This window comes from Amycolatopsis thailandensis (assembly GCF_042723255.1).
In the GTDB taxonomy this organism is placed as follows: domain Bacteria; phylum Actinomycetota; class Actinomycetes; order Mycobacteriales; family Pseudonocardiaceae; genus Amycolatopsis; species Amycolatopsis thailandensis.
In genome coordinates this window covers 1-24,608 of record NZ_JBHXJK010000048.1, presented here as the reverse complement: position 1 = coordinate 24,608, position 24,608 = coordinate 1, and the positions used below count along the sequence as shown (strand labels likewise).

General features: G+C 68.2%; 24 protein-coding genes. 15 read left to right on the top strand and 9 right to left on the bottom strand.

Features of this window, described 5'->3' with window-relative positions; all coding sequences use genetic code 11:
- Positions 1-72: 72 nt before the first annotated feature.
- The 7 genes from ACFWMR_RS20510 to ACFWMR_RS20480 all read left to right on the top strand — a co-directional run bounded on the left by ACFWMR_RS20510 (position 73) and on the right by ACFWMR_RS20480 (position 5,909).
- Complete coding sequence (locus ACFWMR_RS20510) at positions 73-1,302, top strand: M20 metallopeptidase family protein (protein ID WP_378379493.1); 1,230 nt, start codon at positions 73-75, stop codon at positions 1,300-1,302.
- A 33-nt stretch (positions 1,303-1,335) separates the two neighbouring features.
- A complete protein-coding gene (locus ACFWMR_RS20505; RefSeq protein ID WP_378379492.1) occupies positions 1,336-1,806 on the top strand; it encodes a heme-degrading domain-containing protein in 471 nt (156 codons plus the stop codon).
- 585 nt (positions 1,807-2,391) lie between these two features.
- Complete coding sequence (locus tag ACFWMR_RS20500; protein WP_378379491.1) at positions 2,392-3,417, top strand: fatty acid desaturase family protein; 1,026 nt, start codon at positions 2,392-2,394, stop codon at positions 3,415-3,417.
- The gene (locus ACFWMR_RS20495) at positions 3,414-3,593 is read left to right on the top strand and encodes an RGCVC family protein (protein ID WP_378379490.1); all 180 of its coding nucleotides are present in this window, start codon (positions 3,414-3,416) and stop codon (positions 3,591-3,593) included. The genes ACFWMR_RS20500 and ACFWMR_RS20495 overlap by 4 nt, the downstream gene beginning before the upstream one ends.
- Before the next feature lie 9 nt (positions 3,594-3,602).
- Positions 3,603-3,761: a DUF6307 family protein gene (locus tag ACFWMR_RS20490; protein ID WP_378379489.1), complete on the top strand. Its 159-nt coding sequence runs from the start codon at positions 3,603-3,605 to the stop codon at positions 3,759-3,761.
- A 141-nt stretch (positions 3,762-3,902) separates the two neighbouring features.
- Positions 3,903-5,246: a diaminopimelate decarboxylase gene (gene lysA / locus ACFWMR_RS20485; RefSeq protein WP_378379488.1), complete on the top strand. Its 1,344-nt coding sequence runs from the start codon at positions 3,903-3,905 to the stop codon at positions 5,244-5,246.
- Between the two features lie 168 nt (positions 5,247-5,414).
- A complete protein-coding gene (locus ACFWMR_RS20480; protein WP_005167158.1) occupies positions 5,415-5,909 on the top strand; it encodes an Lrp/AsnC family transcriptional regulator in 495 nt (164 codons plus the stop codon).
- Positions 5,910-5,988: 79 nt separating this feature from the next.
- On the opposite strand, the gene helR is transcribed toward ACFWMR_RS20480, so the two are convergent.
- Positions 5,989-8,193 (bottom strand): RNA polymerase recycling motor ATPase HelR, encoded by a 2,205-nt coding sequence (gene helR / locus ACFWMR_RS20475; protein ID WP_378379487.1) that lies wholly within the window; start codon positions 8,191-8,193, stop codon positions 5,989-5,991.
- A gap of 180 nt (positions 8,194-8,373) precedes the next feature.
- Positions 8,374-10,197, bottom strand: coding sequence for a LamG-like jellyroll fold domain-containing protein (locus ACFWMR_RS20470; RefSeq protein WP_378379486.1), 1,824 nt, complete (start codon positions 10,195-10,197; stop codon positions 8,374-8,376).
- 77 nt (positions 10,198-10,274) lie between these two features.
- Between ACFWMR_RS20470 and ACFWMR_RS20465 the strand changes: the two genes are divergently transcribed.
- Positions 10,275-10,811: a hypothetical protein gene (locus ACFWMR_RS20465; protein ID WP_378277444.1), complete on the top strand. Its 537-nt coding sequence runs from the start codon at positions 10,275-10,277 to the stop codon at positions 10,809-10,811.
- On the opposite strand, the gene ACFWMR_RS20460 is transcribed toward ACFWMR_RS20465, so the two are convergent.
- Both ACFWMR_RS20460 and ACFWMR_RS20455 read right to left on the bottom strand, forming a co-directional pair.
- A complete protein-coding gene (locus ACFWMR_RS20460) occupies positions 10,812-11,276 on the bottom strand; it encodes a DUF6328 family protein (RefSeq protein WP_378379485.1) in 465 nt (154 codons plus the stop codon).
- Positions 11,221-12,183 (bottom strand): DMT family transporter, encoded by a 963-nt coding sequence (locus tag ACFWMR_RS20455; protein ID WP_378379484.1) that lies wholly within the window; start codon positions 12,181-12,183, stop codon positions 11,221-11,223. Before ACFWMR_RS20455 ends, ACFWMR_RS20460 begins: the two co-directional genes overlap by 56 nt.
- 84 nt (positions 12,184-12,267) lie before the next feature.
- Between ACFWMR_RS20455 and ACFWMR_RS20450 the strand changes: the two genes are divergently transcribed.
- Positions 12,268-12,819 carry a superoxide dismutase gene (locus tag ACFWMR_RS20450; protein ID WP_378379483.1) on the top strand — a complete coding sequence of 184 codons (552 nt, stop codon included), beginning with the start codon at positions 12,268-12,270 and terminating at the stop codon, positions 12,817-12,819.
- Here ACFWMR_RS20450 and ACFWMR_RS20445 read toward each other — a convergent pair.
- From ACFWMR_RS20445 to ACFWMR_RS20430, 4 genes are all read right to left on the bottom strand, one after another.
- Positions 12,816-13,217, bottom strand: coding sequence for a TIGR03667 family PPOX class F420-dependent oxidoreductase (locus ACFWMR_RS20445; protein ID WP_378379482.1), 402 nt, complete (start codon positions 13,215-13,217; stop codon positions 12,816-12,818). The genes ACFWMR_RS20450 and ACFWMR_RS20445 overlap by 4 nt on opposite strands.
- A 43-nt stretch (positions 13,218-13,260) precedes the next feature.
- On the bottom strand, positions 13,261-15,261 hold the full coding sequence (locus ACFWMR_RS20440) for a DUF2339 domain-containing protein (protein ID WP_378379481.1): 2,001 nt from the start codon (positions 15,259-15,261) through the stop codon (positions 13,261-13,263).
- Between the two features lie 135 nt (positions 15,262-15,396).
- The gene (locus ACFWMR_RS20435; protein WP_378379480.1) at positions 15,397-16,254 is read right to left on the bottom strand and encodes a hypothetical protein; all 858 of its coding nucleotides are present in this window, start codon (positions 16,252-16,254) and stop codon (positions 15,397-15,399) included.
- 59 nt (positions 16,255-16,313) lie between these two features.
- Positions 16,314-17,450 carry a hypothetical protein gene (locus ACFWMR_RS20430; protein ID WP_378379479.1) on the bottom strand — a complete coding sequence of 379 codons (1,137 nt, stop codon included), beginning with the start codon at positions 17,448-17,450 and terminating at the stop codon, positions 16,314-16,316.
- Between the two features lie 243 nt (positions 17,451-17,693).
- On the opposite strand from ACFWMR_RS20430, the gene dusB reads away from it, so the two are divergent.
- The gene (gene dusB / locus ACFWMR_RS20425; protein ID WP_378379478.1) at positions 17,694-18,839 is read left to right on the top strand and encodes a tRNA dihydrouridine synthase DusB; all 1,146 of its coding nucleotides are present in this window, start codon (positions 17,694-17,696) and stop codon (positions 18,837-18,839) included.
- A gap of 52 nt (positions 18,840-18,891) precedes the next feature.
- Here the strand turns inward: dusB and ACFWMR_RS20420 are convergent, their stop codons facing one another.
- Positions 18,892-19,152 (bottom strand): hypothetical protein, encoded by a 261-nt coding sequence (locus ACFWMR_RS20420; RefSeq protein ID WP_093938152.1) that lies wholly within the window; start codon positions 19,150-19,152, stop codon positions 18,892-18,894.
- Positions 19,153-19,275: 123 nt separating this feature from the next.
- Here ACFWMR_RS20420 and ACFWMR_RS20415 point away from each other — a divergent pair, with 123 nt between their 5' ends.
- The 5 genes from ACFWMR_RS20415 (at position 19,276) to phoU (ending at position 24,534) form a co-directional block, all read left to right on the top strand.
- Positions 19,276-20,109, top strand: coding sequence for an alpha/beta fold hydrolase (locus ACFWMR_RS20415; RefSeq protein ID WP_093938153.1), 834 nt, complete (start codon positions 19,276-19,278; stop codon positions 20,107-20,109).
- Positions 20,110-20,167: 58 nt separating this feature from the next.
- Positions 20,168-20,779 carry an isopentenyl-diphosphate Delta-isomerase gene (idi, locus tag ACFWMR_RS20410; RefSeq protein ID WP_093938154.1) on the top strand — a complete coding sequence of 204 codons (612 nt, stop codon included), beginning with the start codon at positions 20,168-20,170 and terminating at the stop codon, positions 20,777-20,779.
- Between the two features lie 65 nt (positions 20,780-20,844).
- Complete coding sequence (locus ACFWMR_RS20405) at positions 20,845-21,573, top strand: GGDEF domain-containing protein (RefSeq protein ID WP_378279075.1); 729 nt, start codon at positions 20,845-20,847, stop codon at positions 21,571-21,573.
- Positions 21,574-22,387: 814 nt separating this feature from the next.
- Positions 22,388-23,791: an LCP family protein gene (locus ACFWMR_RS20400; RefSeq protein ID WP_378379514.1), complete on the top strand. Its 1,404-nt coding sequence runs from the start codon at positions 22,388-22,390 to the stop codon at positions 23,789-23,791.
- 80 nt (positions 23,792-23,871) lie between these two features.
- Positions 23,872-24,534 (top strand): phosphate signaling complex protein PhoU, encoded by a 663-nt coding sequence (gene phoU / locus ACFWMR_RS20395; RefSeq protein WP_378279077.1) that lies wholly within the window; start codon positions 23,872-23,874, stop codon positions 24,532-24,534.
- Positions 24,535-24,608 lie beyond the last annotated feature (74 nt).

The window sequence follows — 24,608 nt, the reverse complement described above, 5'->3', positions numbered from 1 at the left end:
ACACCGTATTCCGCCCGCATTCGGAACGCACGCACGGTGCGCCTGAAGCGCCGCATGCGCCACTATCGAGACATGACCGGACCGACCGACCTGCCCACACTCCCCGATGCGCGCTTCGCCGGATTGCTGGACGAGGCCCGCGCTCTTCAAACGAAAACCGTGGAACTCCGCCGGGAGATCCACCGGAATCCGGAGATCGGCCTCCACTTGCCGAAGACCCAGGCCTCGATCAAAGCGGCCATCGACGACCTGCCGCTGGAGATCGTCGAGGGCAAATCGACCACTTCGCTGACGGCCGTCCTGCGCGGCGGGAAGCCCGGCCCGGCGATCCTGCTCCGGGGCGACATGGACGCGTTGCCGCTGCACGAGGACACCGGTCTCGACTTCACCTCCGAAGACGACGACGCGATGCACGCCTGCGGGCACGACACCCACGTCGCCATGCTGGCGTCGGCCGCGCGGCTGCTCAGCGAGCACGTCGACGAGCTGGCCGGGTCGGTGGTGTTCATGTTCCAGCCCGGCGAGGAAGGCGAGCACGGCGCTCGTCACATGATCCACGAAGGCGTGCTCGACGCCGCGGGGGAACGCGTCGAGAAAGCGTTCGGCCTGCACATCTTCACCTCGGCCGCGTCCGGCGTCGTGCAGACGCGACCGGGCCCGATCATGGCGTCGGCGAACAGCTTCCACGTCACCGTCACCGGCCGGGGCGGGCACGGCTCGGCGCCACATCAGGCGATCGACCCGGTGCCGGCGGCCGCCGCGATGGTGAGCGCCCTGCAGACGATGGTGACCCGCAAGGTGAGCGTGTTCGAGCCCGCGGTGGTCTCGGTCACCCGCATCGAGACCGGGACCACGACGAACATCATCCCGGAGACGGCGTTCCTGGAGGGCACGATCCGCACGCTCTCCGAGCGGACACAGGCGTTCGTACGCGAGGAGCTGCCGAGAGTGTGCGAGGCGGTCGGCGCGGCGCACGGCGTCCGCGTGAGCGCCGAAGTCCTCCCCGGTTACCCGGTCACGGTGAACGATCCGAAGGTGGCGGGGCGGGTGCTGGAGCTGGCGGCGGAGGTCCTCGGCGCGGGCAACTCCGAGCTCATGGAGAACCCGGTGATGGGCGCGGAGGACTTTTCCTATGTCCTGCAACGCGTTCCGGGCGCCTTCGCCTTCCTCGGCGCCTGCCCGCCCGACGCGGACCCGGCCACGGTCGAGGCGAACCACTCGAACCGCGTGATCTTCGAGGAGGACGCCATGGCCAACGGCGTCGCGATGTACGCCGCCTTCGCCCTGGACGCGCTGCGGTAGCTATTACACAACACTGTTGATTTAATGGGTGTCATGAGCGATGACACCCTGGCCGTCCTGGCCGCGCAGGAGGAGCGCCTGGTCTTCCACCGGTTCGACAACGAGACCGCGCTGGAACTGGGCGCCCACCTGCTCGCGGCGGCGCGGGACCGCGCCCTTCCGGTGACGGTCTCCGTGCGCCGCGGCGGCCAGCGGCTGTTCCACGCGGCGTTGCCGGGCACCTCGGCCGACAACGACGCGTGGATCGACCGCAAGAGCCGCGTCGTCGACCGCTACGGGCACAGCTCGTTCCTCGTCGGCGAACGGTTCCGCGCGAAGGGCACGACGTTCGAGGACGGCTCACGCCTCGATCCGGACCTGTACGCCGCGCACGGCGGCGTGTTCCCGGTGATCGTCGACGGCGTGGGTCCGGTCGGCACCGTCGGCGTCTCGGGACTGCCCCAGGCCGACGATCACGCGTTCGTCGTCGAGCAGCTGGAAATCTTCCTCGCCACACTGTCCTAAGTAGACTATCCACGGAGTTGTCCACAGGTTGTTCACGTGTGGACAACTCCGTGCGCGAGTCACGTCGTACTTCGGCTGAGGCGCGGGGAACGCGGGAAAGTCGCCGGGGATCCTCGGAAACCGGCGTCTGCCCTGGAAAAGACTTCTGACCGTGTGCACGCCCGCCGGGAACGGGCGTACACACGGCGACAGGTCAGAGGTCGTGGCCATCGATGATCGCGGCTTGGCCCGGATGGGCGCCTCGGGGCGCGCCGTGCGGCGCGGCGGGCGGCTGCTCACCGGCGAGGCCGGCGGGACCATGAACGCGAAGGGATCGATGTCTGGCCGGTGCTCCTGTCTCCGGTCGAACCTCGCGACCGGACGGAACCGGGGGAAATTTCCCTCGATGACTTCGACTGTACGCCGGATCGTGCCGCTTCGGTGAATTGCTTCCGCCCCGCCGACGTGGGACGCTGGAAGCAGACCACGGAGCGTCCGTGGCGTGTTGTGGTACCAGTGCCCTTCTCGGCCGGACCGGACTTCTTCGGTGTTCTGAAACCGTTACTGGATTGCCCACTTTCACGAACCAGAACGGTGTGATCTCCCATGGCCTCCACCCAGACGAGGCAGGGCAGCGACTTCGCCGAACTGTCCCATTTGGTCAAAGACGCCGGCCTGCTCGAACGGCGGCGCGTGTACTACGCGGTGAAGATCTCCTTGAACCTGCTCGCTTTCGCGGGTGGCTGGGTCGCTTTCGCGCACCTCGGCGACTCTTGGTGGCAGCTGTTCCTCGCCGCCTTCTTCGCGATGATGTTCACACAGCTGTCCTTCATCGGCCACGACGCGGGACACAAGCAGATCTTCCGTGGCCGCAAGGCGAACGACGTCACCGGTTTCGTCCACGGTGGGCTGACCGGCCTCAGCTACGGTTGGTGGATCGGCACGCACAACCGGCATCACGCGAACCCCAACCACGAGGACGAGGATCCGGACGTCAATCTCGCCGCCCTGATCTTCACCAAGGCCCAGGGCACCGAACGCCGCGGTTTCCTGCGCTGGATGGCGAAGTACCAGGCGTTCCTGTTCTTCCCGTTGCTCCTGCTGGAAGGGCTGAACCTGCACGTGTCGAGCGCGACGGCGATCTTCCAGCGCGGCTTCAAACGGCGGAAACTCGAATCGGCGCTGATGCTCGCCCACCTCGCGGCGTACCTGACGGCGGTATTCGTGGTCCTTTCCCCCGGCGTCGGCTTCGTCTTCATCGCCGTGCACCAGTGCCTGTGGGGCGTGTACATGGGCTGCTCGTTCGCCCCGAACCACAAGGGCATGCCGACGCTGTCGGCCGGGCACAAGCTCGACTTCCTGCGCAAGCAGGTCCTCACCTCGCGCAACGTGCGCGGCGGCCCGGTCGTGGACTTCGCGCTCGGCGGCCTCAACTACCAGATCGAGCACCATCTGTTCCCGAACATGGCGCGGCCGAACCTCAAGCACGCGCAGGTGATCGTCCGCGAGTTCTGCGCGAAGCACGGCATCGACTACGCGCAGTGCGGCTGGGCGGCGTCCTACGGCTACGTGCTCCGGCATCTGCACGAAGTCGGAGCGCCGTTGCGTGGTCAACCCGTGGCGGCACGATGACCACCATCCGCTCCCTCCGCGACGTGGCCGAGCCCGTCGAAGGCGACCGATGCCCGAGCTGCCCGCATCCCCTGTCCTTGCACGACGCGATCGCCCGGCGCTTCTGCGTCGCGACCGCGGCAGGCGGGTTCAGCCGCGGCTGCACCTGCGCCGAGGAAACCGAAACAACCGAATAGAGGATCACCATGAACGCCGACACCGTCCCCGTCTCCCGGTACGAGATCCGGGTCGACACCGTGAAGAAGATCGTCACCGAGCACACCGACCTCGGCAACGAGGCGGCGTTCGCCTTGGCCGTGCGCATGGTGCGGGCGCTCGACACCGTCCCGGAGCACGTCCGCTGACAGTGTGGCCGGGGTTACTCGCGCGTTAACAAGGCGTCAGCGACGTCGCGGAACGCGTCAGGGAGGCGTTGGCGAAGCGGCCGGGCCGGGGCGATCGGAGTTGTGCTGGGCGAGCACTGACCGATCGACGCGGAGGTAACCGTGACGCTCAGCGAGCTCCTGCCCAGCCTCGGTTGCGAGGCCGCCGACCACCTCGAACCCGGGGTCTGGCCGCGGAGCACCCGGCTCGGGCCCGGCGGGGAACTGCTGTTCGCCGGCGCGCCGGTCTCGCACCTCGCCGCGAGGTTCGGGACACCGGCGTACCTGCTCGACGAGGACGAGGTCCGGCAGAACGCCCGCGCGTACCGCCGGGCACTTCCGGACGCCGAGGTGGCGTACGCGAGCAAGGCGCTGTGCACCCGCGCGGTCCTGCGCTGGGTCGCCGAGGAAGGGCTTTCCCTCGACACTTGTTCGGCGGGCGAGATCGCGGTGGCGCGGTCGGTCGGCTTCCCCGCCGAGCGGATCCTGCTGCACGGCAACGCGAAGACCCCCGAAGACCTCAAGGCCGCGCTGTCCTATGGCGTCCGACGGATCGTGGTGGACTCGCTCGACGAGATCGAACAGCTCGGCGCGCTGGCCACCGGCGCGCAACAGGTGCTGATCCGCGTGACCCCGGACGTCTCGGCAGGCACGCACGCGGCGATCACCACCGGCACCGAAGGGCAGAAGTTCGGGTTCTCACTGCGCGAGGAGGTCCGCGACAACCTCGCCCGGGCCGTCTCGGCCGTACTCGCGCAGCCGGGGCTCCGCCTGGCCGGGCTGCACTGCCACATCGGCTCGCAGGTGTCCCGTGTGGACTTCTACGAACTGGCCGCCCGCAAGATGATCGGGGTGCTCGTCGCACTCCGCGAGAGTCACGGTGTCACGTTGCGGGAACTCGACCTCGGCGGCGGGCACGCCGTCCGCTACCTGCCCGGCGACCCGGGTTTCGACATCGACGGTTATGTCCGACGCCTGCGGGTCGCGCTCGCCTACGAATGCGCGTCGCACGGCTTCCCACAGCCGAAGCTGACGATCGAACCCGGCCGCGCGATCGTCGGCCCGGCGGGGATCACCGTGTACCGGGTCTGCGCGGTGAAACGCGGTTCGCGCACGTTCGTCGCCGTCGACGGCGGGATGAGCGACAACGCGCGGCCCGCGCTCTACGGGGCGGCCTACACCGCGCGCCTGATCGGCAGGCGCAGCCGCGCCGCCCGGCGGCCGATGACGGTGGTCGGACGGCACTGCGAATCGGGCGACGTCCTCGCCGACGGACTCGCGCTCCCCGACGACGTCCACCCCGGCGATCTGCTCGCCGTCCCGTGCACCGGGGCATACCACCACTCGCTCGCGTCGAATTACAACCTCGTCGGCAGGCCGCCGGTCGTCGGTGTTTCCCGGGGCACCGCGACGCTGCTCGTCCGCCGCGAAACCGAGGAAGACCTGCTGAAACGCGATCTCGGCTGACCCCTCTTCCGAAAAGCTCGGCACTCTCCCTGTCGAACGACCGATTCCTTCGCGCGACGGCGCCGGGAAAGAGAATCGCGACAAACAACTTAACGGCGGTAGCATTCTGGACATTGATCGATACGCTGCGCGACAAGAATCGCATGCCGAAACAAAGGGAGGGACGGCATGGGTGACGAACCACGCGCGCAGATGGAGCAGCGCACACCTAGAGGTTTGGACAATACCGATCGCACTCTGATCGCTCTACTGCAAGTCGACGGGCGGGCCTCGTTCACGGCACTGGCCAAGGCCGTCGGCTTGTCGGAGGGTGCGGTGCGGCAGCGCGTCCAGCGGCTGCTGCGGGACGAGACGATGCAGATCGTCGCGGTCACGGATCCGGCGAACGTCGGACTCGGTCGTCAGGCGATGGTCGGGATCAGAGTCCAAGGCGATCCGCGAGCGGTCTCCGACCAGCTCTCCGGATTGCCGGACGTCCATTACGTCGTGCTCACTGCGGGAGGCTACGACCTGCTCGCCGAGGTGGCCTGCCGGGACGACGAGCACCTCTTGAGTGTGCTGAACGACGACATCCGGCCCATCCCGGGAGTCGTCAGCACCGAAACGCTCGTCTACTTGAAACTCGCAAAACAGACATACGCCTGGGGCAATCTGACCCGATGACATCCAGTCCCGTGCCATGAAAGGTCCCTTCCTTGCGAATTTCGCAAGGAAGGGACCTTTCATGGCGTTCGCGGGAGGGTCAGACGCACCGCAGATACACGTCGGGAGTCCGCCGCCCGGAATCAAGACCGCGGAGGACTTTCGGCAGCCGCCCGCTGTAGAGGACCCCGAGCCGCTGCGTCGCCCTCGTCAGCGCGACGTACAGCTCCGCCTCACCGCTCGGACCGTCGGCGAGGATCCGCTCCGGCTCCACCACCAGCACGGCGTCGTACTCCAGCCCCTTGGCCGCGGACGGCGCGATCGCGCCCGGCACCCCGGGCGGCCCGATGACGACCGACGTGCCCTCACGCCCCGATTCCGCACGGACGAATTCCGCGACGGCGTCTTCCATGTCCACTTCGGACAGTCGGCGGGCCCACGGCCGCACGCCGCACGCCCGCACCGATTCCGGCGGTACGACGTCCGGGGCGAAACTCGCCAGCACCGAAGCCGCCACCGCCATGATCTCCGACGGTGTCCGGTAGTTGACGGTCAGCTTCCGGTACACCCAGCGATCGGCGACGTACCGGGAAAGCATCGCGTCCCAAGACCGCGCACCCGAGGGTGACCGGCGCTGCGCGAGATCCCCGACCACGGTGAAGGACCGGCCGGGGCAGCGCCGCATCAGCACCCGCCAGTCCATTTCGGACAGTTCCTGCGCCTCGTCGACCACCACGTGGCCGTAGGTCCATTCCCGGTCGGCGGCGGCGCGTTCGGCCAGATCCCGTTCGTCGCGTTCGGCGAACCGGTCCGCCAGTTCCTCGGCCATCAGCACGTCCGTCGGCCGCAGCGCGAACTCGTAGTCGTCGTGGTCGTCCTCCACCTCGACGATTTCCAGCACCCGCTCGGCGTACTCCTTCCTGGCCAGCCGCCGCCGCTCCGCCTCCCGGCGCTCGGCGGTGCGGTCGTGTCCGAGCAGTTCGACGGCTTCGTCCAGCAACGGCACGTCGGACACCGTCCACGCGTCCGCGTCGGCGCGGAACAGCGCGGGATCGGCTCCTGCCGCCCGCAACCGCTCCGGTGAGGCGTAGAGGTCGGCCAGCAGCCGCTGAGGCGTCAGCGTCGGCCAGAGGCGTTCCAGCACCGCACTGAGCTCCTCGCTGGCCTCCAGGTCCCGCCGGGCGTTCTTGAGCATCTCCGGGCGGGTGTGCTCATCGTCCTTCGGCAGCCAGCCCGCGCCGATCCGGTCGACGGCGCGTTCGGCGAGCGCGGCGATCACCTCGCGCCCGAAGACGGCCTTCGCCTCGTTGTGCAGCAGGCCGCTGTCCCTGGCCACCTCGCGCGCGGCCGCCGCGACCTCGGCGTCCAGCGGCACGGTGACGTCGTCGAGCTCGATCGGCTCCGGCGCGGCGGGCAGTTCCTGCCGATCCGTCACCGCGGCCGCGAGCACGTCCAGGATCGCCAGCGAGCCCTTGAGCCGCTGCACCCGGGGCGCGTCCTCGCGTTCGGTGCTCAGCCCGGCGACGAGGCCGCCGGGCGTCGCGAAGACGGCGCTGGTCTCGCCGAGCGACGGCAGGACACGGCCGATGTGGTCGAGGAAGCCACTGCTCGGCCCGATCACGAGCACGCCGCGGCGTTCCATCCGCTCCCGTTTCGTGTACAGCAGGTACGCCACCCGGTGCAGCGCCACCGCCGTCTTGCCGGTGCCCGGGCCGCCCTCCACGACGAGGACCCCCGCGTGGTCAAGGCGGATGATCTCGTCCTGCTCGGCCTGGATCGTCGCGACGATGTCCCGCATCCCCTCGCCGCGCGGCGCGTTGACCGCGGCCAGCAGCGCGGCGTCGCCCCGTTCCCCCGCCGATTCCGGACGGCCGAAGACCTCGTCGGTGAAGTCGAGGACGTCACGGCCGAGAGTACGGAATTGACGGCGCCGGGACATTCCTTCCGGTGACGCCCCCGTCGCGCAGTAGAACGCGCGCGACGCCGGCGCCCGCCAATCCAGCACCAAAGGTTCGTAGTCGTTCTCCTCGTCGAAAAGGCCGATCCGCCCGACGTAGGACCGGTCGCCCGAAAGGGCGTCCAAACGACCGAAACAAAGGCCTTCGTCGGCGATCTTCAGCCGCGCCATCTCGCGGGCTTTCGTGCCGGCGGAGACCTCGCGGTCGGAAAGCGCGAAGCCTTCTCCCCGCAGCGCACCGGCGTACGCTTCGCTCACCCGCACGCGTTCCGTGTCCAGCCGCCCGTAGAGCGACGCGACGTACTGCCGTTCGGACCGCAATTCCTCGTCGTACCCCTGATTTGACAAGTTCCCCTCACAGCGGTTAGACTGACAACACATTCGGCGTTCTGATCTTCTCTTTCCGATCAGGCGCCGATTTTCTATTGTCCACCACTTGTCAAGAGGGACCCCGCATTCCCCGGGAAACGATCGTGCGCGATAATGGGGACGGAAATCCACCATTACCGCGCACGATCCGCGACGCCCTCAGCCGAGCATGAACTCGCGCGGCTCCAGCGCCCGCCCCACCACTCGGACGTCACCGAGCCAGCCGTGGAACGCCTGCTCGACGATCGAGTCGTAGGCGTAGGCGCCGATCAGCCAGGAGCCGCCGGGGTTCGCGATCCCCGCCGCGGCCGTCTTCGGATTCCGCAGCACCGGGCAGCCGTCGACGTAGAGCGTCGTCCGCCTGCCGTCGTTGACGGCGGCGACGTGGATCCATTCCTTCAACGCCAGTTCGTGTCCCCACGCGGTCGAGATCCCGTTCTGGTTCACCGGGAACACCGCCCACTGGAACGCCGCGCCGTCCGAAAGGGACAGCGTGGCCGACGGTTCGCCGGGATCGTCACCGGTCTTGCCGGCCTTGGCGCCGGAACCCTGCCTGCCGAAGATCGCGGCCCAGGAATGCTTGCCGTCCTTGAAATCCTCGGGCAGCTTCACGAACGCTTCGACGGTGTAACCGCGCGCGAACGTCTCCGCGTTCATCGGCGCGGAGTCCGCCGTGCGCAGATAAGCGCCGCGGGCCGGTTTCTTGCCGCCGTCGAACCGGAGGCTCGACCTCGACGGCTGCCGCCCGGAGAACTCGCCGGAGTACCGCAGCGTTTCGGCCGCGCTGCCGGGCAACGTGACCCGCACCAGGTCGTTGCCCCGGCCGGAAAGGTCGCGAACCCCGTCGGTAGCGCTGACAGGCGTGCCGTCCCGGCCTTCGAACCGCCAGTACGCCACGGTCCCGCGGATCAGCTGCCGTTCGGCGGGCCGCGCGGGCGGGACCGGGACCGGCGCGAAGCCGGCGAACCGCGAGTCGAAGTCGATCTCCACGCTGAAGTAGTCCGACGGGCCGGTGCGCTCGATCTCCTGGCGCTGCAACTCGTTCAGCCGCGGCGACTGGTCGGCCAGCCACGGCGAGAACGTGCGGACGTCGATCACGTTCCGCGCGAGGTCGAACCGGTAGAGCCGGATCATCGCGCTGCCGCCGTAGTAGCGGTCCTGGTAGTTGGTGATGTGCAGATGGACGTCGTGGCCCGCGTTGTTCCGCTTCACCGTGCGGCCAGGCGGCCAGTAGTGCCCGTTGAGCGTCAGGAAGATCTGGTCGTTCCCGGCGATCAGCTCGTCCCACACCTTCTGCCCGAACTCCGAGAACTGGGCCTGACCGGCCTCGTCGGCCCATACCAATTCATGGATGGTCAGGATCGCCGGAAGACGCGGATTCCGCGCGAGCACCGACCGCGCCCACTCCAGCCCGCCCGCCGACGGCCGCCAGTCGAGCGCGAGCAGCAGCCACTCACGCCCGCCGGCGCGGAAGACGTGGTGGCTGTTGTAGCCGTCCGGGCTCGCGCCGCGGAACGTCTTCGACCCCCGCTGGCGCTGCGGGCCGAACGCGTCGAGGTACGGCGTGCGGCCGCGCTGGTCGTCGGTCGAGGATTTGATGTCGTGGTTGCCGGCGAGGGTGCTGTACGGGAACCGGCGCCGGTCGAGGTGCTGGAACGAGCGGCTGATCTGGTCGAACTCGCCCGGCTGCCCGTTCTCGGTGAGGTCGCCGAGATGTGCCAGGAAGACGATGTTCTCGTCGCCGCCGGTGACGTACCGCAGCGTGGCGTCCAGTGGTGCGGGGTCGCCGCGGTCGGCGTCGAACAGGTACTGGGTGTCGGGCAGGACCGCGAGGGTGAAGCACGCGTCTTCGGCGTCCGGGCCGTGGTGGCCGAAGGTCGCCGAAGCTGCGGGGGCGCCGAGCGTGGGCAACGCGGACACCGCCGCACCGGCGCCGAGCAGGCCCGCGCCGCGCAGGAAGGTCCGTCTGGAGGAGTCGTTCACGGCCGCAACCTACGTTCGGCCGGGCAACGCGTCCCGAACCGCGGATGAACACTTGCCCCGCTCGGTAGCTTCGTCCCATGGGGAACGTCAAACGCTGGCCCGTGCTCGCCGGGGTCGGTGTGGTGGTGGCCGCGGCAGGCTGGTGGATCGTGGACGAAATGCCGTCGGTGGACGAAGCCGTCGCGCGGGAGGCGCTGCCTGGAATCGACGGGCATCTGCGCGCGTGGCTGGGAACGTCCGCCCGCTCCGGCGCGGACGTCCGCTGGGTGTGCACGCAGAAGGTGATCGAGACCCGGCCGGACGGCGAGCGCGTCAAGATCGGCCTGGTCGCGAACTGCGACGAGGTCGCGAAGGACGGCGACGGGCTGGTCACGCGCGGCGGATTCCGCCGTCAGCCGATGGTCTACCTCGTCGAGCGCACACCCTCCGGGTATCGCGTGCTCGACCGGAAGTTCGCGGAGGACGGTGCGGGCTATTCGCCTTCGGTCAAGGCGATGTTCTCGTGGATCGGTGCCCGCCGGGTACTCGACGGCACCGGCCCGGACGACCCGCGGAGCCTGTCGCCCGCCGCGTTCGGCCTGCCGGAGAACACGCCCGTCCGAGCCTGGCGCTGATCAGCGGCCGTTGTGGTCGATCATCCTCGGCACGACGAACCACATCCCGACGAACAACACGGCCGACACCACGCCGAGGATCGCCATCGCGACCGGGCCGAAGACGACCTTGGCGATGAGCGCGACGGTCGTGGTGATCGCGGCCGCGAGGCAGCCGAGCCCGATCAGGACGGAACGGTTGCCGTAGGTGAGGATCCGCTCACGGTTGCCGGTGCGGAACAGCAGCCGGTGCCACGCGGCGGGCGCCGTCAGCAGGACCGTCGAGGTGACCGTGAGCAGGACCGCCGTCAGGTGAACGGATTTCTCGAACCCGCTCGCCTCGTGGAACTCGTCGGTGAACACCACCGTGAGCAGGAAACCGAAGAGGATCTGGACACCGGCCTGCGCGACCCGGAGTTCCTGCAGGAGCTCACTGACGTTGCGGGTCAGGCGTTCGTTCTTCGTCTCCCCGGTGTGCTCGACCATGCGGCGGCTCCAAGACCATCGGTTGGCGCGTGACCTTCTCGTGCCAGCCGAGCGAGGTCACCGCGACGACCACGACGGCGAGGCCCAGCCATTGCGTACCGGACAAATGCGCGTTCAGGAACGATACGCCGATGACGGCAGCCGTGACGGGGAACGCCAGCTCCGCCAGCGTCGCCCTCGCGGCCGGTGTCGACCGAAGGCCCAGGTAGTACAGGCTCAGCGCCAGCAGGCCGGGGACCAGCGCGAGCAGACCGAGCCCGAGCGCGTTGTCCCAGCCGACCGCGAACCCGCCGCCCTGGTAAGCCACGATGCCCGCCGCGACCGGCAGCCCCACGGTGAAGCGCAGGGTGGTGACCTCCTTCGGCGCCAGCTCGGTGGAGAGCAGCCTGCCGAGGACCGTGCCCGCCGCCCACAACGCGGCCGCGCCGATCGCCAGCAGCGCAGCCTTCGCCGCCGCGAGCTGGATGTTCAGCGGATCCTTGAACGCCAGCAGCCAGGCGCCCAGCAGCGCCGGGATCGCGAAGAACGCGTACCCCGGGCGGACTCGCTCACGGAGCACGAAATATGCCGCCAGCACGGCGAACACCGGCTGGAGCTTTTGCAGCACCAACGGCGTCACGGGGTCGCCCAGTTTGAAGGCGGCGGTGAACATCGCCGTCGCGAGCGCGGAAGAACCGCCACCGATGGCGAGCACGGCCAGCCATTCCCGCGGCCCGCACCGGCGCAGCGCGCGGAAAGCGCCGGGAATCAAGGGACTCAGCACGAGCACCACGAGCAGGTGCTCCCAGAAGACGACCGTGGCCGCCGGGAGCGCCTCGGCGAGCGGGAGCCGCAAAAGCCCGTCGGTGCCCCAGAGAGCGGCGGCGACCGCGACCAGCCAAGTACGATCCGGAGGGTTGCTACTCACTTGTCCTGCCCATAGTTTGAGAATGATCGCCCGACCGAGTGACCTGTCTGGCGTGTCCGATTCGTGCGGACTAGGCAAGGTGGCATGCGCCCCGTCCCCGTACTCGCCTTGGCCCTGTCCGCCGCCGCGTTGGCGCTCACCTCCGGCGCCGCGCCCGCCACCGCCACCCCCGGTTCCCGGGTCCACGTCATCACCGCCAAGAGCGGTCTCACGATCTACAAGCCGGACCTGGTCCCGGCCGGCTCACGCGCCCACGTCTTCGGGTTGACCTCGAAGGCTTTCGGCACCTCGACCGCGGTCCTGGTGACCGGCCTGCTGCCCAACCGCGAATACGGCGCCCACGCGCACACGAAGCCGTGTGGCGCCACCGGTGATCTCGCCGGACCGCACTACCAGAACGTCGAAGACCCGGTGAAACCGTCGGTGGATCCCGCCTACGCCAACCCCCGGAACGAGATCTGGCTCGACCTCACCACCGACGCCACCGGCCGCGGCGCCGCCGTGTCCAAAGTGGACTGGACGTTCGCCGATCGGCGGGCGAATTCGATCGTGATCCACGAGACGCATACGCACACCGACCCCGGCCATGCCGGGACCGCGGGGGCCCGGCTGGCCTGCGTGACGGTCGGTTTCTAGAAGCCCCAGGTGCGTTCGGGCCGGATCCTGATCCGGACGCGGTACTCCCGGTCGAACTTCGGGACGTCGTAGTCGATCGCCGGGTAGTGCTTCTCGTACTTGTCGAGGAAGCCCGGCTGCTCCGACGCGAGACCGTCCGGCAGGATCTCGGCCTTGCCGCCGACCACCAGGATCGAGCCGCCGTGCTCGTCGCTGTTGAAGTGGAGGCTGACCTCGGGGTTGGCTTCGATGTGCCGCGTCTTCGCCGTGTCCGGCTGACTGAAGACGACGAAATCCTCGCCGTCGAGCACGAACCACACCGGGCGGGGCGAAGGGCGGCCCTTCGGGCTGATCGTGGTCAGCCAGGCGACGTTCTCCTTCGCCCGGTCGGCGAGCCGCGGGTCGGGTTGGTAGGTCATGAACCGACCAACCACGACCCGGCGGCTTTTCTTCCGCGTCCGCTCAGCGAGACGCGACGAGCTTCGCGTAGCGCGTCCCCGCGCCGAGCAGGACCAGCCCGGCGATGAGGAAGGCCGCGACCCTGGCCAGGCCGTCGAGCGCGGAGAGGTCGAACAGGACCAGCTTCAGCACCGCCGCGCCGACCAGCACGAACCCGATCACCCGCAGGCCGACCACCGAGATGCCGCGGATGAGCAGCACCAGCGCGGCGACCGTCCAGGACACCGTGATCACCACGTGGCCGAGCAGGAAGCCCGAGCGGCCGGGGACGGCCAGCAGCGCGCCGCACAGCACCAGCCCGCCGGCGCCGTAGAGCGCGACGACCCCGGCGAACAGCCACGGCACGACGTTCTCCGTGGCGGCCTTGAACAGCCCGAGCCGGTGCGCGACCCACGGGAGCGTGATCGCGACGGCCAGGATCGCGACGGCCACCAGCAGCGCGGCGGCGAGGTCGGCGTCCGGCCGGTTCCGGACCAGGAAGAAGAGCGTCGGCGGGACGTCGAAGGCCAGCGCGATCAGACCGCCGATGACGGCGAACACCAGCCCACCGGCGAGCGCCACGTGCTTCTTCGTCCACAGCGCGACCAAGGCGAGCAGGACACCTTCGCCGATCAGGATCGCCGAACGGGCGCTGCCGTCGAAGAGCGTCATCGTCGTCTGAAGGGCCGCGAGGAGACCGGCGGCGCCCGCGAGGTCGCCCGTCCAGCCGTTGAGCCACTGCCCGGCCGCCCACACCCCGAGCAGCACCAGCGCGACCGACGCGGTGACGAGCACGGCCGGGGTCTTCGGCAGGAACAGCGCGGCGAGCAACGACGGTGCCGGGGCAACGGCGAGCAAGGCGAGCGCGGCGGCGTCGCCAGGACGCTTGGTGGTGACGATCAGGGCGAGCGCGAGTCCGACCGCGCCCACGGCCAGCGCGGCGGCGGTGTTGGCCGTGCTGCCGCCGAAACCGGTGAACGCGGTACTGAAGACCGACGCGACCAACGGCGGGATCCCGGCCGCGACCGCGACCGACGGCCACGACTGGCGCAGCTGCACCGGCGTCGAAGCGAGAAGGATCACCAGCAGGAACGCGACCAGTTCCGGTTTGAACCCCTGCGTGATGATCGGCGCGCAGACCACACAGCCGAGCACGACGGCCGCCGCGAGCAGCGAAGACTTCCACCGCACGGCCAGCAGCAACCCGCCGACCGCGATCACGAGACCGAGCGCGAGACCGGCGTAGGCCGGGAGGTAGTCGTACATCGTCGTCGCGGCGATGGCGTCGAGGTACAGGGCCCCGATCCCGGTCGCGGCGAGCGCGAACGCGCCCGTGCGGCCGGCCGGGTTGCGGTGCAGCCTCAGGCCGATCCCGACCAGTACCGCCCCGAGCACGGCGCCGCCGAGCACCCGCGGCAGCGGGCCGAACCAGCCGCGCTGGATCGCGAGCACCAGGAACAGCACGACGCCGAGCAAGGTGACCGCGCCGCCGATCCAGGCCAGCAGCCTGCTGCCGGCGCCTTCCTTGCCCAGCTTCTCGGCGAGGCTGACCTTCGGGGCGGGCTGGTACGGGCGGTACGGCTGCTGCTGGTACTGCTGGCGGTAGTGCTGCTGCCACTGCGCGTACTGGGCCTGCTGGTGCTGGGCCTGATACTGCGGGTGCTGGGGGTGGGTGAAGTACCGCGGCGGGTGCTGCGGGTGTTGCTGGTGCTGGGCCTGCTGGTGCGGCGGCTGAGGGATCGGCTGGGGCTGAGGGGCCTGCTGGGGCTGGGGCGGCATCGTCGGCGTGGGCTGCTGCTGCGGTATCTGCTGCTCGGCGGCCTGCTCCGGCTGCGCGAGTGGCTGCGCCTGCGCGGGCTGTTCGGGCTGCTGCGCCTGCTCAGGCGCCTCTTCGCGCTCCGGTTCCGCTTCGGACTGGACGGTCCGCAGCTCCGTACCGACCCGCGCGAGGCGGGCCCCAAGGTCGTCGATCTCCCCGGCGAGCCTGAGGAGCACATCCCCATCGGTGGTCATGTCGAACAGCATGAATCCTTGAAGCCGCCGCGGGATCCGTAGCACTACTCAATCGAGGTGACGATGTGGTCGCGACCTGCGAGATCATCGCGATCGAGCTCCTCTTCGAACAGAGCGTCCGTGTGCACAACTCGAAGTTCAGCGGTCTCAAGAGAGGCGGTCGACGTAGGCGGGCATGACCGCACGGATCCGCGCCTCATCGACGTCGCCTGCCAGAGCTTCGACCGCCATACGAACACCGGGCGTGTCCGCACCGCCGAAATGGTCTCTCAAGTACTCAAGTCCTTTCACCGCGACGTCGCCCACTCGCTCATTGACGAGCAGCTCGGCAAAGGATGCAGCTACCTCGGCAGGCCGGGTTGTGATCATGATGCGATAGACGTCTCCGGCATCCTTGTTGCTGAGACGGTCCGGCCGGTCGTCCTGCTGTTTCAGCCGGTCGTTGATCTTGTAGGCCTTTGCCACCAACAAGGCAACCGGCCCGGCGACGTTCACCATGATCTTTCGCGAGTCACCGACTTCGAACGCGGTGATCAGCAGCGGCGACCGGTCGACCGCCGCGACCTCGAGTCCGGGCACTTTCTTCGCTGTCTTCGGATCATGAGGAGGCATACGAGCACCGCGCGTCCCCTTTTTGGGCGCCAAGGTTTCGCCAACGAGGAGATCAAGCTCGACAGGCACCGGATCGTCCATCCCGGGAATCAGTTCATCGCGCGACCACAGCCCGGGTTGGCTCGGGTTCATCAGTTCGAAGCCGGCATCGCGAAGTGCTTGCTCGATCAGCGGCACATCTTCGACAAGTTGCGGATCAAAACTCAAGTCTCCGTCGGAAGTGAATCCTGAAGTAGCCAACGGCGCGTCCGGAGTGCGCAGGTAGACCGCTTGAGCCCCTACCACGGTGACAGCCCGCAGTTGCCCCTTCAAAGCGAACAAGCCGTCGAGCAGCACTCTGCGTGCCGCGACACTGAGTTGCTCGTCGTCAACACCTGGAGGCTTTTTCGACACTTTTTCTCCCTCGTCACTATCGAGATCGGAGAGAATATCGTGTCGATGTCACCTCACATTCAGAACTCCGGACGACGACGCCAACTCTCATCATCGCTTAGTCCTTTAAGGATCGCTTCGCCTTCGGCAGGCATCCGACCGTTGCCTGCCAGGCAATCGAGGACCAGTTGGCTGTAGCCGACGTGCGTGACTTCGTCGACCAAGCGGGTGCGGTCGAAAACCGACTGATCCGGAGCCCTGATCAGGAGAACATCCGCTCCCTCACTAGCTCGAAGCAGTCCCAGCCGATCCTCCCACTCATCGACCACGCGGGGCGTGTGATCGACATAGAGCATCAGTTGCCCGCCTACCGTGTGAGGCGCCACCGCCCGCGCGGCATAGGGACCCGTCACGGCGATGTTCGCCCCGCCCTCGATCGCCGACCGATCTTCCCGCAGTTGCCGAAGCACCTGTCCCGCTCCCCCGGGTGAGATCATCGCCTCGTGGTTTCCTGGCCGCAGCAATCTGTAGGTGGATGCCCGCGCCCGAAGCAGTTCAGCCCAGCGAACGTCGACGATGTCACGCCCAGCTCGCCGGATCAGCAGTTGATCTTCCAACTGGCCGAGGAGCCGCGACACCCAAGGCGCGCTCACGGCCGCCTGATCGGCGATCTGACTCGCTCGATATGGCGGAATGAAGTCGGCCAGGAAGCGGACGATACGACCAGCGCGCGGACCCGCCAGCGTGACACTTCGCGTTGACACGGCACTCGGCTTTGGATCGCGAGAAGCACCCTGGCGGTAAAAACTGATCGCCGGATAGGTCACCCGCAGTGAGACATTTCCGGTCAGATCGATGTAGGCGATGTCGTGTTCGCGCAAGACCTCTTGAGTCCGAGGACTGATCCATGGCGCGACGACGAGCGGAACGGCACGCACTTGCGCCTGGCGCAACAAGTTGATCATCGGCACCGTCTTGTCGAGGACATCTCGAGGGCTGATGCGTTTGCCTCTTACGTCGACGAGCAGTTCGGTGTAGGGGCTGCTGTCCGGTGGCACGACTTGCACTCGCGCGTCGAACACCCCGTCACCCGAGCTTCGGGCACCCTCATCGATCTGTGTCACGCGCCAGTCTTGCCCCAAGAGTTCAGCAAGACTGGCCAGCGCCGCCGCCAGCAGCTCGCGATCATTCTGACCTGCAGTTTCTTCGCCTGACACCCAGCGATCGTGTCACATCGGCAGTAACACTGACAAATCAAAGTTGCGCACAGAAGCAAGTTGCGCAACACAGGCAACTTTGCCTTTGGGGCAACTTTCATCATCTGAGTACTTTGCCTGGAACGCGCAAGTCACACTCCTGCGCAACTTTAACCCGCAAGGCCTTTTCGACCGTTTGCGGCAAGATCGTCATCCCGGAACGGAGACCGGCCCACCTGCGAGTGACAGACACCACAGGCGACAATGGAGGACGTGACTGCCACCCTGAGCAAGCCCAGCCTGAAGATCGGCCCCTACGAGGTCGATCCCCCGGTCGTGCTCGCTCCGATGGCGGGCATCACCAACGTCGCCTTCCGGCAGCTGTGCCAGGAGTACGGCGCCGGCATCTACGTCTGCGAGATGATCACCGCCCGCGCGGTGGTCGAGCGCCACCCCGGCACGATGCACATGATGACCTTCGGCGAGAACGAAAAGCCCAGGTCCATGCAGCTTTACGGGGTCGACCCCAAGACGATGGCCGAGGCCGTCCGCATCATCACCGGCGAGGGCCTCGCCGACCACATCGACAGCAACTTCGGCTGCCCGGTGGCGAAGGTGACGCGCAAGGGCGGCGGCGCGGCGTTGCCGTTCAAGCGCAAGCTGTTCGCCGACATCGTGCGCGAGTCGGCGAAGGCCGCGGCCGAGGCGGGCGTGCCGTTCACGGTCAAGTTCCGGGTCGGCATCGACGACGATCACCTGACCTACCTCGACGCCGGGCGCATCGCGGAGGCCGAGGGCGCGGCGGCGGTCAGCCTGCACGCGCGCACGGCCGCGCAGCGCTACTCCGGTCAGGCCGACTGGACGAAGATCGCGGCCCTCAAGGAAGCCGTCACCAGTATCCCGGTGCTCGGCAACGGCGACATCTTCTCCGCCGAGGACGCGCTGCGCATGGTCGACGAGACCGGCTGCGACGGGGTCGTGGTCGGACGCGGCTGCCTGGGCAGGCCGTGGCTGTTCGGCGAGCTGGAAGCCGCCTTCGCCGGGCGCCCCCAGCCCACCCCGCCGAACCTCGGCGGAGTGGCGAAGGTGCTGCGCCGCCACACCGAACTGCTCGTCGAGCACGACGGCCACGACAAGGCCATGCGCGACATCCGCAAGCACATGGCCTGGTACTTCATGGGTTTCCCGGTCGGGTCCGAACTTCGACGCGGTTTCGCGATGCTGTCCAGCATGGACCAGCTCGACGACCTCATCGCCAAGCTCGACCACGACGCGCCCTTCCCCAGCGCCGCCACCGGACCGCGCGGGCGGCAGGGTTCACCCGGCAAGGTCACGCTGCCGCACGGCTGGCTCGACGACCCGGACGACGACTGCGTCCCCGAGGCAGAGGACATGCATTCGGGGGGCTGAAACGAAAAACGCTCCCGCCGGACGGACCGGCGGGAGCGTTTTCGTTCACGACTCAGGTGCCCCTGGTCTTGTAGGCGAACTTCCACTGGTTGGTGTCGACCTCGAAGCACCGCATGGTGATCGTGTAGTACCGGGCCATGTTGCTCTGTTCGATCTGACAACTGCTCAGGCTGGAATACGGCCCGAGCTGGCAGCCCGGGTTGCCGTCGCAGACCCCGGCCGCCGCGACATTCGCCGTCGTGACGGCGATTCCGCCCGCGAGCGCGACGGAAGCGGCGCCGGCGGCCAGCCGGCGCTTCCAACTATTCGACATGTGTTACCCCAGTTTCCCCAGTGCGGCCGAAGATCGGCCGCGGTGATCATTAGATGCGAATCGGACACCGGCAGTCAATCCCTTGCCGCCCGCCCGAAACCGGCGGCCCGTAGAGTCGGCGTCGTGATCGAGCAGCTCAGCATCCCCACCGCGGCCGGTTCCTTCGACGCCATCGCCGCGGGTCCCGAAGACGGCCGTCCCGTCCTCTTGCTGCACGGGTTTCCCGAGGCCGCGGTGGAATGGGAGCACCAGGTCGCGACGCTCGGCGTACTCGGATATCGCGCGGTGGCACCGGATCAGCGCGGCTACTCGCCCGGCGTCCGGCCGGAGCAGGCGTCCGAATACGGGATCGACGACCTCGTCGGTGACGTCCTCGCGATCGCGGATCGTTTGGGGTGGAACGAATTCGATCTCGTCGGACACGACTGGGGCGGCGCGGTCGCGTGGTGGACGGCCGACGCGCATCCCGCCAGGCTCCGCAGCCTCGCCGTCGTTTCGACGCCGCATCCGGCGGCACTCGCGGAGGCCATGAAGACCGACGAGGACCAGCATCTCCGCTCGGCGTACATGACCGAATGGCGCCAGACCCGCGTCACCGAACGGCGGATGCTCGAGAACGGCGCCGACGCGCTGCGCCGCATCTTCGACTGGAAGGTGCCGCCCAGCAAGATCGACGAGTACGTCCAGCGCCTGTCCGAACCGGGCGCGCTCACCGCCGCGCTCAACTGGTACCGCGCGGGCCGTCCCGGCGGGAAGATCGGACCGATCGAGGTCCCGACGCTCTACATCTGGAGCACCGAGGACGCCGCCTTCGGGTCGACGGCCGCGCTCGACACCGCGAACCGGGTCACCGGCCCGTACCGCTTCGAGATGATCGAGGACGTCTCCCACTGGGTGGTGGAAGAGGCGCCCGAGGCCGTCACTTCTTTGCTCGTGGAGCACCTTTCGTCCCACTAACAGGGGTAACTCTGGTCGCGGTACCGGTTACAGACAGCCTGCTGGTTCAGTGGGTCCGATGAACGACACGACCGCACTCGACACCGAACGCATCGTCTACGTCACCGAAGACGGCGAGCCGACCGGCGAAACCGCGCCCAAACTGGCCGCGCACCACGAGAACACCCGGCTGCACCTGGCGTTCTCCTGCTATCTGTTGCGCTCCAGCGACCAGGCCCTGCTGATCACCAGCCGTGCCGCGTCGAAGAAGGTGTGGCCCCGGGTCTGGACCAACAGTGTCTGCGGGCACCCCGCACCGGGTGAACCGATCGAGGAGGCCGTCCGGCGCAGGGCCGCCTTCGAGCTCGGACTGCCCCGGCTGGACGGGCTCCGCTGCGTCCTTCCGGCGTACCGGTACAGCACACCGCCGTTCGAAGGCATCATCGAGAACGAGTTCTGCCCGGTCTTCGTCGCCTGGGTCGACGAAGATCCGGCCCCGCATCCCGACGAGGTCGGCGATTGGCGGTGGGTGAGCTGGAATGATTACGCACTGTTGCTAAATGACGATGTGACTGACGTGAGTTACTGGGCGAAGGATCAGTTTTCGCAGCTCAAAGACTTCGAGCCGTTTTCGTCCTTACAGAACGGCGCTTCGGTGCGTGACAATGGGGCGGATCCGTCGTCCTCTTGAGCGATATTCACTTTGCCCCGTACTCACACCTCAAGAGATCCCTCCTATACGACGAAAACCAATTCGTGGCGGAGGTGAGCGTGGCAGCCGACGACGAGGCCGCGCTCCCACCGAGCGCGCCGGCCACCGATCTGCTCAGCCTGCACGAGTCGATCGCCGGGGTGCTCGCCACCCAGGGCGACTGGCGGCGCGCCTACCACCACCTCAAGTCCGCCTTCGACCTCGCCCGCGCCGGCAGCCTGCGGGACACGCTGACGTCCAGCTACAACCGCCGCTATCTCGACCAGTGGCTGCACGGCCCGGCCGTCGACCATCGCGGCCCGCCGGGGATCGCGATCGCGCTGGTCGACCTCGACCTGTTCAAGGACGTCAACGACACTTTCGGGCATCTGGTCGGCGATCGGGTGCTGCGCGAAGTGGCCGACCTGCTGCAACAGGGACTTCCGCCGGAAGCGTTCTGCGCCCGCTACGGCGGCGAGGAGTTCGCGCTGGTCATCCCGGACGTCGACGCGGCCCGCGCGGTGCGGATCGCCGACACCGCCCGCATCCGGGTGGCCCGTCATCCGTGGCGCCGGATCCGGCCCGGTCTTTCGGTGACGATCAGCGTCGGGCTCGCGCACGAAGGCAGGACGGAACCGGATCGCCCGGTCGAACCGGAACGGCAGTTGCGCCACGCCGACGCTTTGTTGTATATGGCGAAACGGGCGGGCAGGAACAAAGTGGCTTATCAGGATAAGGAATCGTCGCGGATGATTCCTCAGTCGATGAACGCCGCCGAGTCTGCCGGCGCGTAGCCACTCACTCGATCTTCTGTCACACTCTGCGTGACGGTTTCGCACCTTTTAACGCAGCTTTAACCAGGACCGCTCACCCGATCGCATGGACCGTTCGGCGCTTATCGGTACCTTGGGTGAAGAAAATTCCGGGATGGTTGTCGTCACGAACCTGAGGTGTCCGTACGATAACGAAAGAGCTTCGAAGCCCGTTGTGAAAGGAGACCGAGTGCCCGACGAGCACCACACCCCGGGGACCGGTCGCCACAGCCACACCGACAGGAATGCCGGTGAGCGCGGCCGCCGGAACCGTCGCCGCTCGATGGAAACCCACGGCGGTATCAGCGTTTCCGACGTCGTCGCACGTCATACGGGTGAACGCCCGGTCTTCGACCCCGCCGCCGAGGCCCCCGCTCCCCGCCGCCTCCGGCCGAGTGAGCCGGCGCCCGAGCCTCCGAGACCCGGCCCGCGCGCGAACCAGGCGGAGCCGCCGTCACCTCGGCGTCCCCGTCCGGCCACCCCCGCCGACACCCCTCCGCCCGCGCCTCGCGCGGCCAAGCCCGCCACGCCGCAGGCTCCGGTCACGCCGCCCGCCGAGACCCCGCGTCCGCCTCGTGCGCGCCAGCCGCGCCGCGCCGTTCAGGCCGCGCCCAGTCCCGAGGCACCGACGCAGCGCCGCCCGCCCGTGGTGAACCCGGGCGCGCAGCAGCAGCCCGCGGTCCCGGCCCCGCCTCGCCGTCCCCGCCGTCCCGCTCAGCGACCGGTACAGCAGGCACCCGCCGCGCAGCCGCCGTCGGCGCCGTCCCTGTCACCCGGTGTCCCGCCGCGGTCCGAGATGGACCGGCTGACGATGACCGACGAGCTCGAAGCGATCGACGACGCGACGATCACCAAGCGCAAGATCGACCACACGCTCGCCCGGTTCTCCGCGGCGCACGACGAGCTCGAAGCCGAAGAGGCCAAGAAGCGCGAGCGCCGTGAGCGGCTCGCCTCCCGTCCCGCCGCGCTGCTGGAGCAGACCCGCACGGCGTTGCAGCGGGTGGTCACCACCACCGACGCGGAGCCCGCGGAAGCCGCCGAGGAGGCGTCACCGCAGACCCGCCTGCAGGAGAAGAAGGAACGCAAGACCAGGCAGACGGCGAAGGCGGGCCGGATCACGGCCGCCGTGGTCGCCGCGCTCGTGTTCCTCTCCATCGGTTCGGCGTGGGGCGCCCAGACCTGGTTCGACGCGAAGTTCAACACCGTCGCCTCGCTCGACGAGGACTCGGCCGACATCCAGGACGCCGCCGGCCAGACCGGTGACGAGAACTTCCTCATGGTCGGCTCCGACACCCGCGACGGCGCGGCCGCCGAAGACGGCGTCGGCGACGCGGAAGGCACCCCGGGCGCCCGCTCGGACACGGTCATGATCGCGCACGTCCCCGCCGACCGGCAGCGCGTCGTCATGGTGTCCTTCCCGCGCGACCTCGAGATCAACCGCCCCGACTGCAAGCGGTGGGACCCGGCGACGTCGTCGTACTCGGACCAAGTCTCGCCGGCGCAGAAGATCGCGAAGCTGAACACCGCCTACGCGGTCGGCGGCCCGCAGTGCGTCACGAAGGTCATCCAGCAGATCACCGGCATGAAGATCAACCACTTCGTCGGGATCGACTTCAACGGCTTCAAAGCCATGGTCGACGCCGTGCAGGGCGTCACCGTGTACAACGAGAAGCCGATCGACGACACCACGCTCGGCATGGTCATCCCGCAGGCGGGCGAGGTGCGGATCTCCGGCGACCAGGCGCTGAATTACGTCCGGGCGCGGCACGTCAAGGGCGACCCGACGTCGGACTACGGCCGGATCAAACGACAGCAGGCCTTCCTCGGCGCGCTGCTGAAGACGGTGATGTCCAAGGACGTCATCCTCGACACCGGCAAGCTCAGCGGCTTCATCGACGCGTTCGCCAAGGCCACCTTCGGCGAGAACCTCGGCATCAAGCAGATGATGACGCTGGCGAAGTCGATGAACGGGATGGGCTCGGACAAGGTCAAGTTCCTCACCGTGCCCACCACCGAAGAGGCGAACAAGCGCGGCAACGAGGTGCTGTTGCAGAGCAAGACGAAGACGCTCTTCCAGGCGCTGATCAACAACACGCCGCTGGAAGAGAAGACCCCGGTGCCTCCCGCGGGCGGGACCGAGACCGCTCCGACCAGCTCCGCCAAGTCCGGTGGCGCCAAGAAGAGCAGCAGCTCAGGCTGAGGATCATTCGTTAGTCCGGGTTCACGTCAGGTTCACTCTGGGATGCGGCTTTTGGCCCCTCTTGCCCGTAGGGTTGGGCCATGCGTGAGGCTTACCATGTCGAACTCGAACAGCTCGCCGAGAACCTAGCGAGCATGTCGCTCCAGGTCGCCGACGCGATGGAGCGGGCGACCCGGGCGTTGCTCGAGGTCGATCTCGGACTCGCCGAGCAGGTGATCAGCGACGACGCGAAGGTCGACGACGCGCGCGCCGAATGCGAGGAGCAGGCGTACGCCCTGCTGGCCCTGCAGGCACCCGTCGCGACCGACCTGCGGACCGTGCTCGCCGCGATCCACGCGGCGGAGAGCCTGGAGCGGATGGGCGATCTGGCGCTGCACGTGGCCAAGGCCGCGCGCCGCCGTCACCCGGACCCCGTGCTCCCCGAGGCGGTGCGGGGCGACTTCGCCAAGATGGGCGAGGTCGGCGTGAACCTGGCCCGCCAGGTCGAGCAGGTCATCAAGTCCAAGGACGTCGAGGCCGCCCGCACGATCGAGTCGGACGACGACGAGGTCGACGAGATCCACAAGCACCTGTTCACGGTCATCATGGACCGGGACTGGGACCACGGCGTCGCCGCGGCCGTGGACGTCACCCTGCTGGGCCGCTTCTACGAGCGCTTCGCCGACCACGCCGTCTCGGTCGCGCGCCGGATGATCTTCGTGGTGACGGGCAAGATGCCCGGCTACGGTCCCGACGAGCTGTAAGGGCTGAAGGGGACTTTCCCCGCATAGGACGTAGCGAAGGGGGCGTAGAACCCCACGAGGGGGGTGTAAGGGCC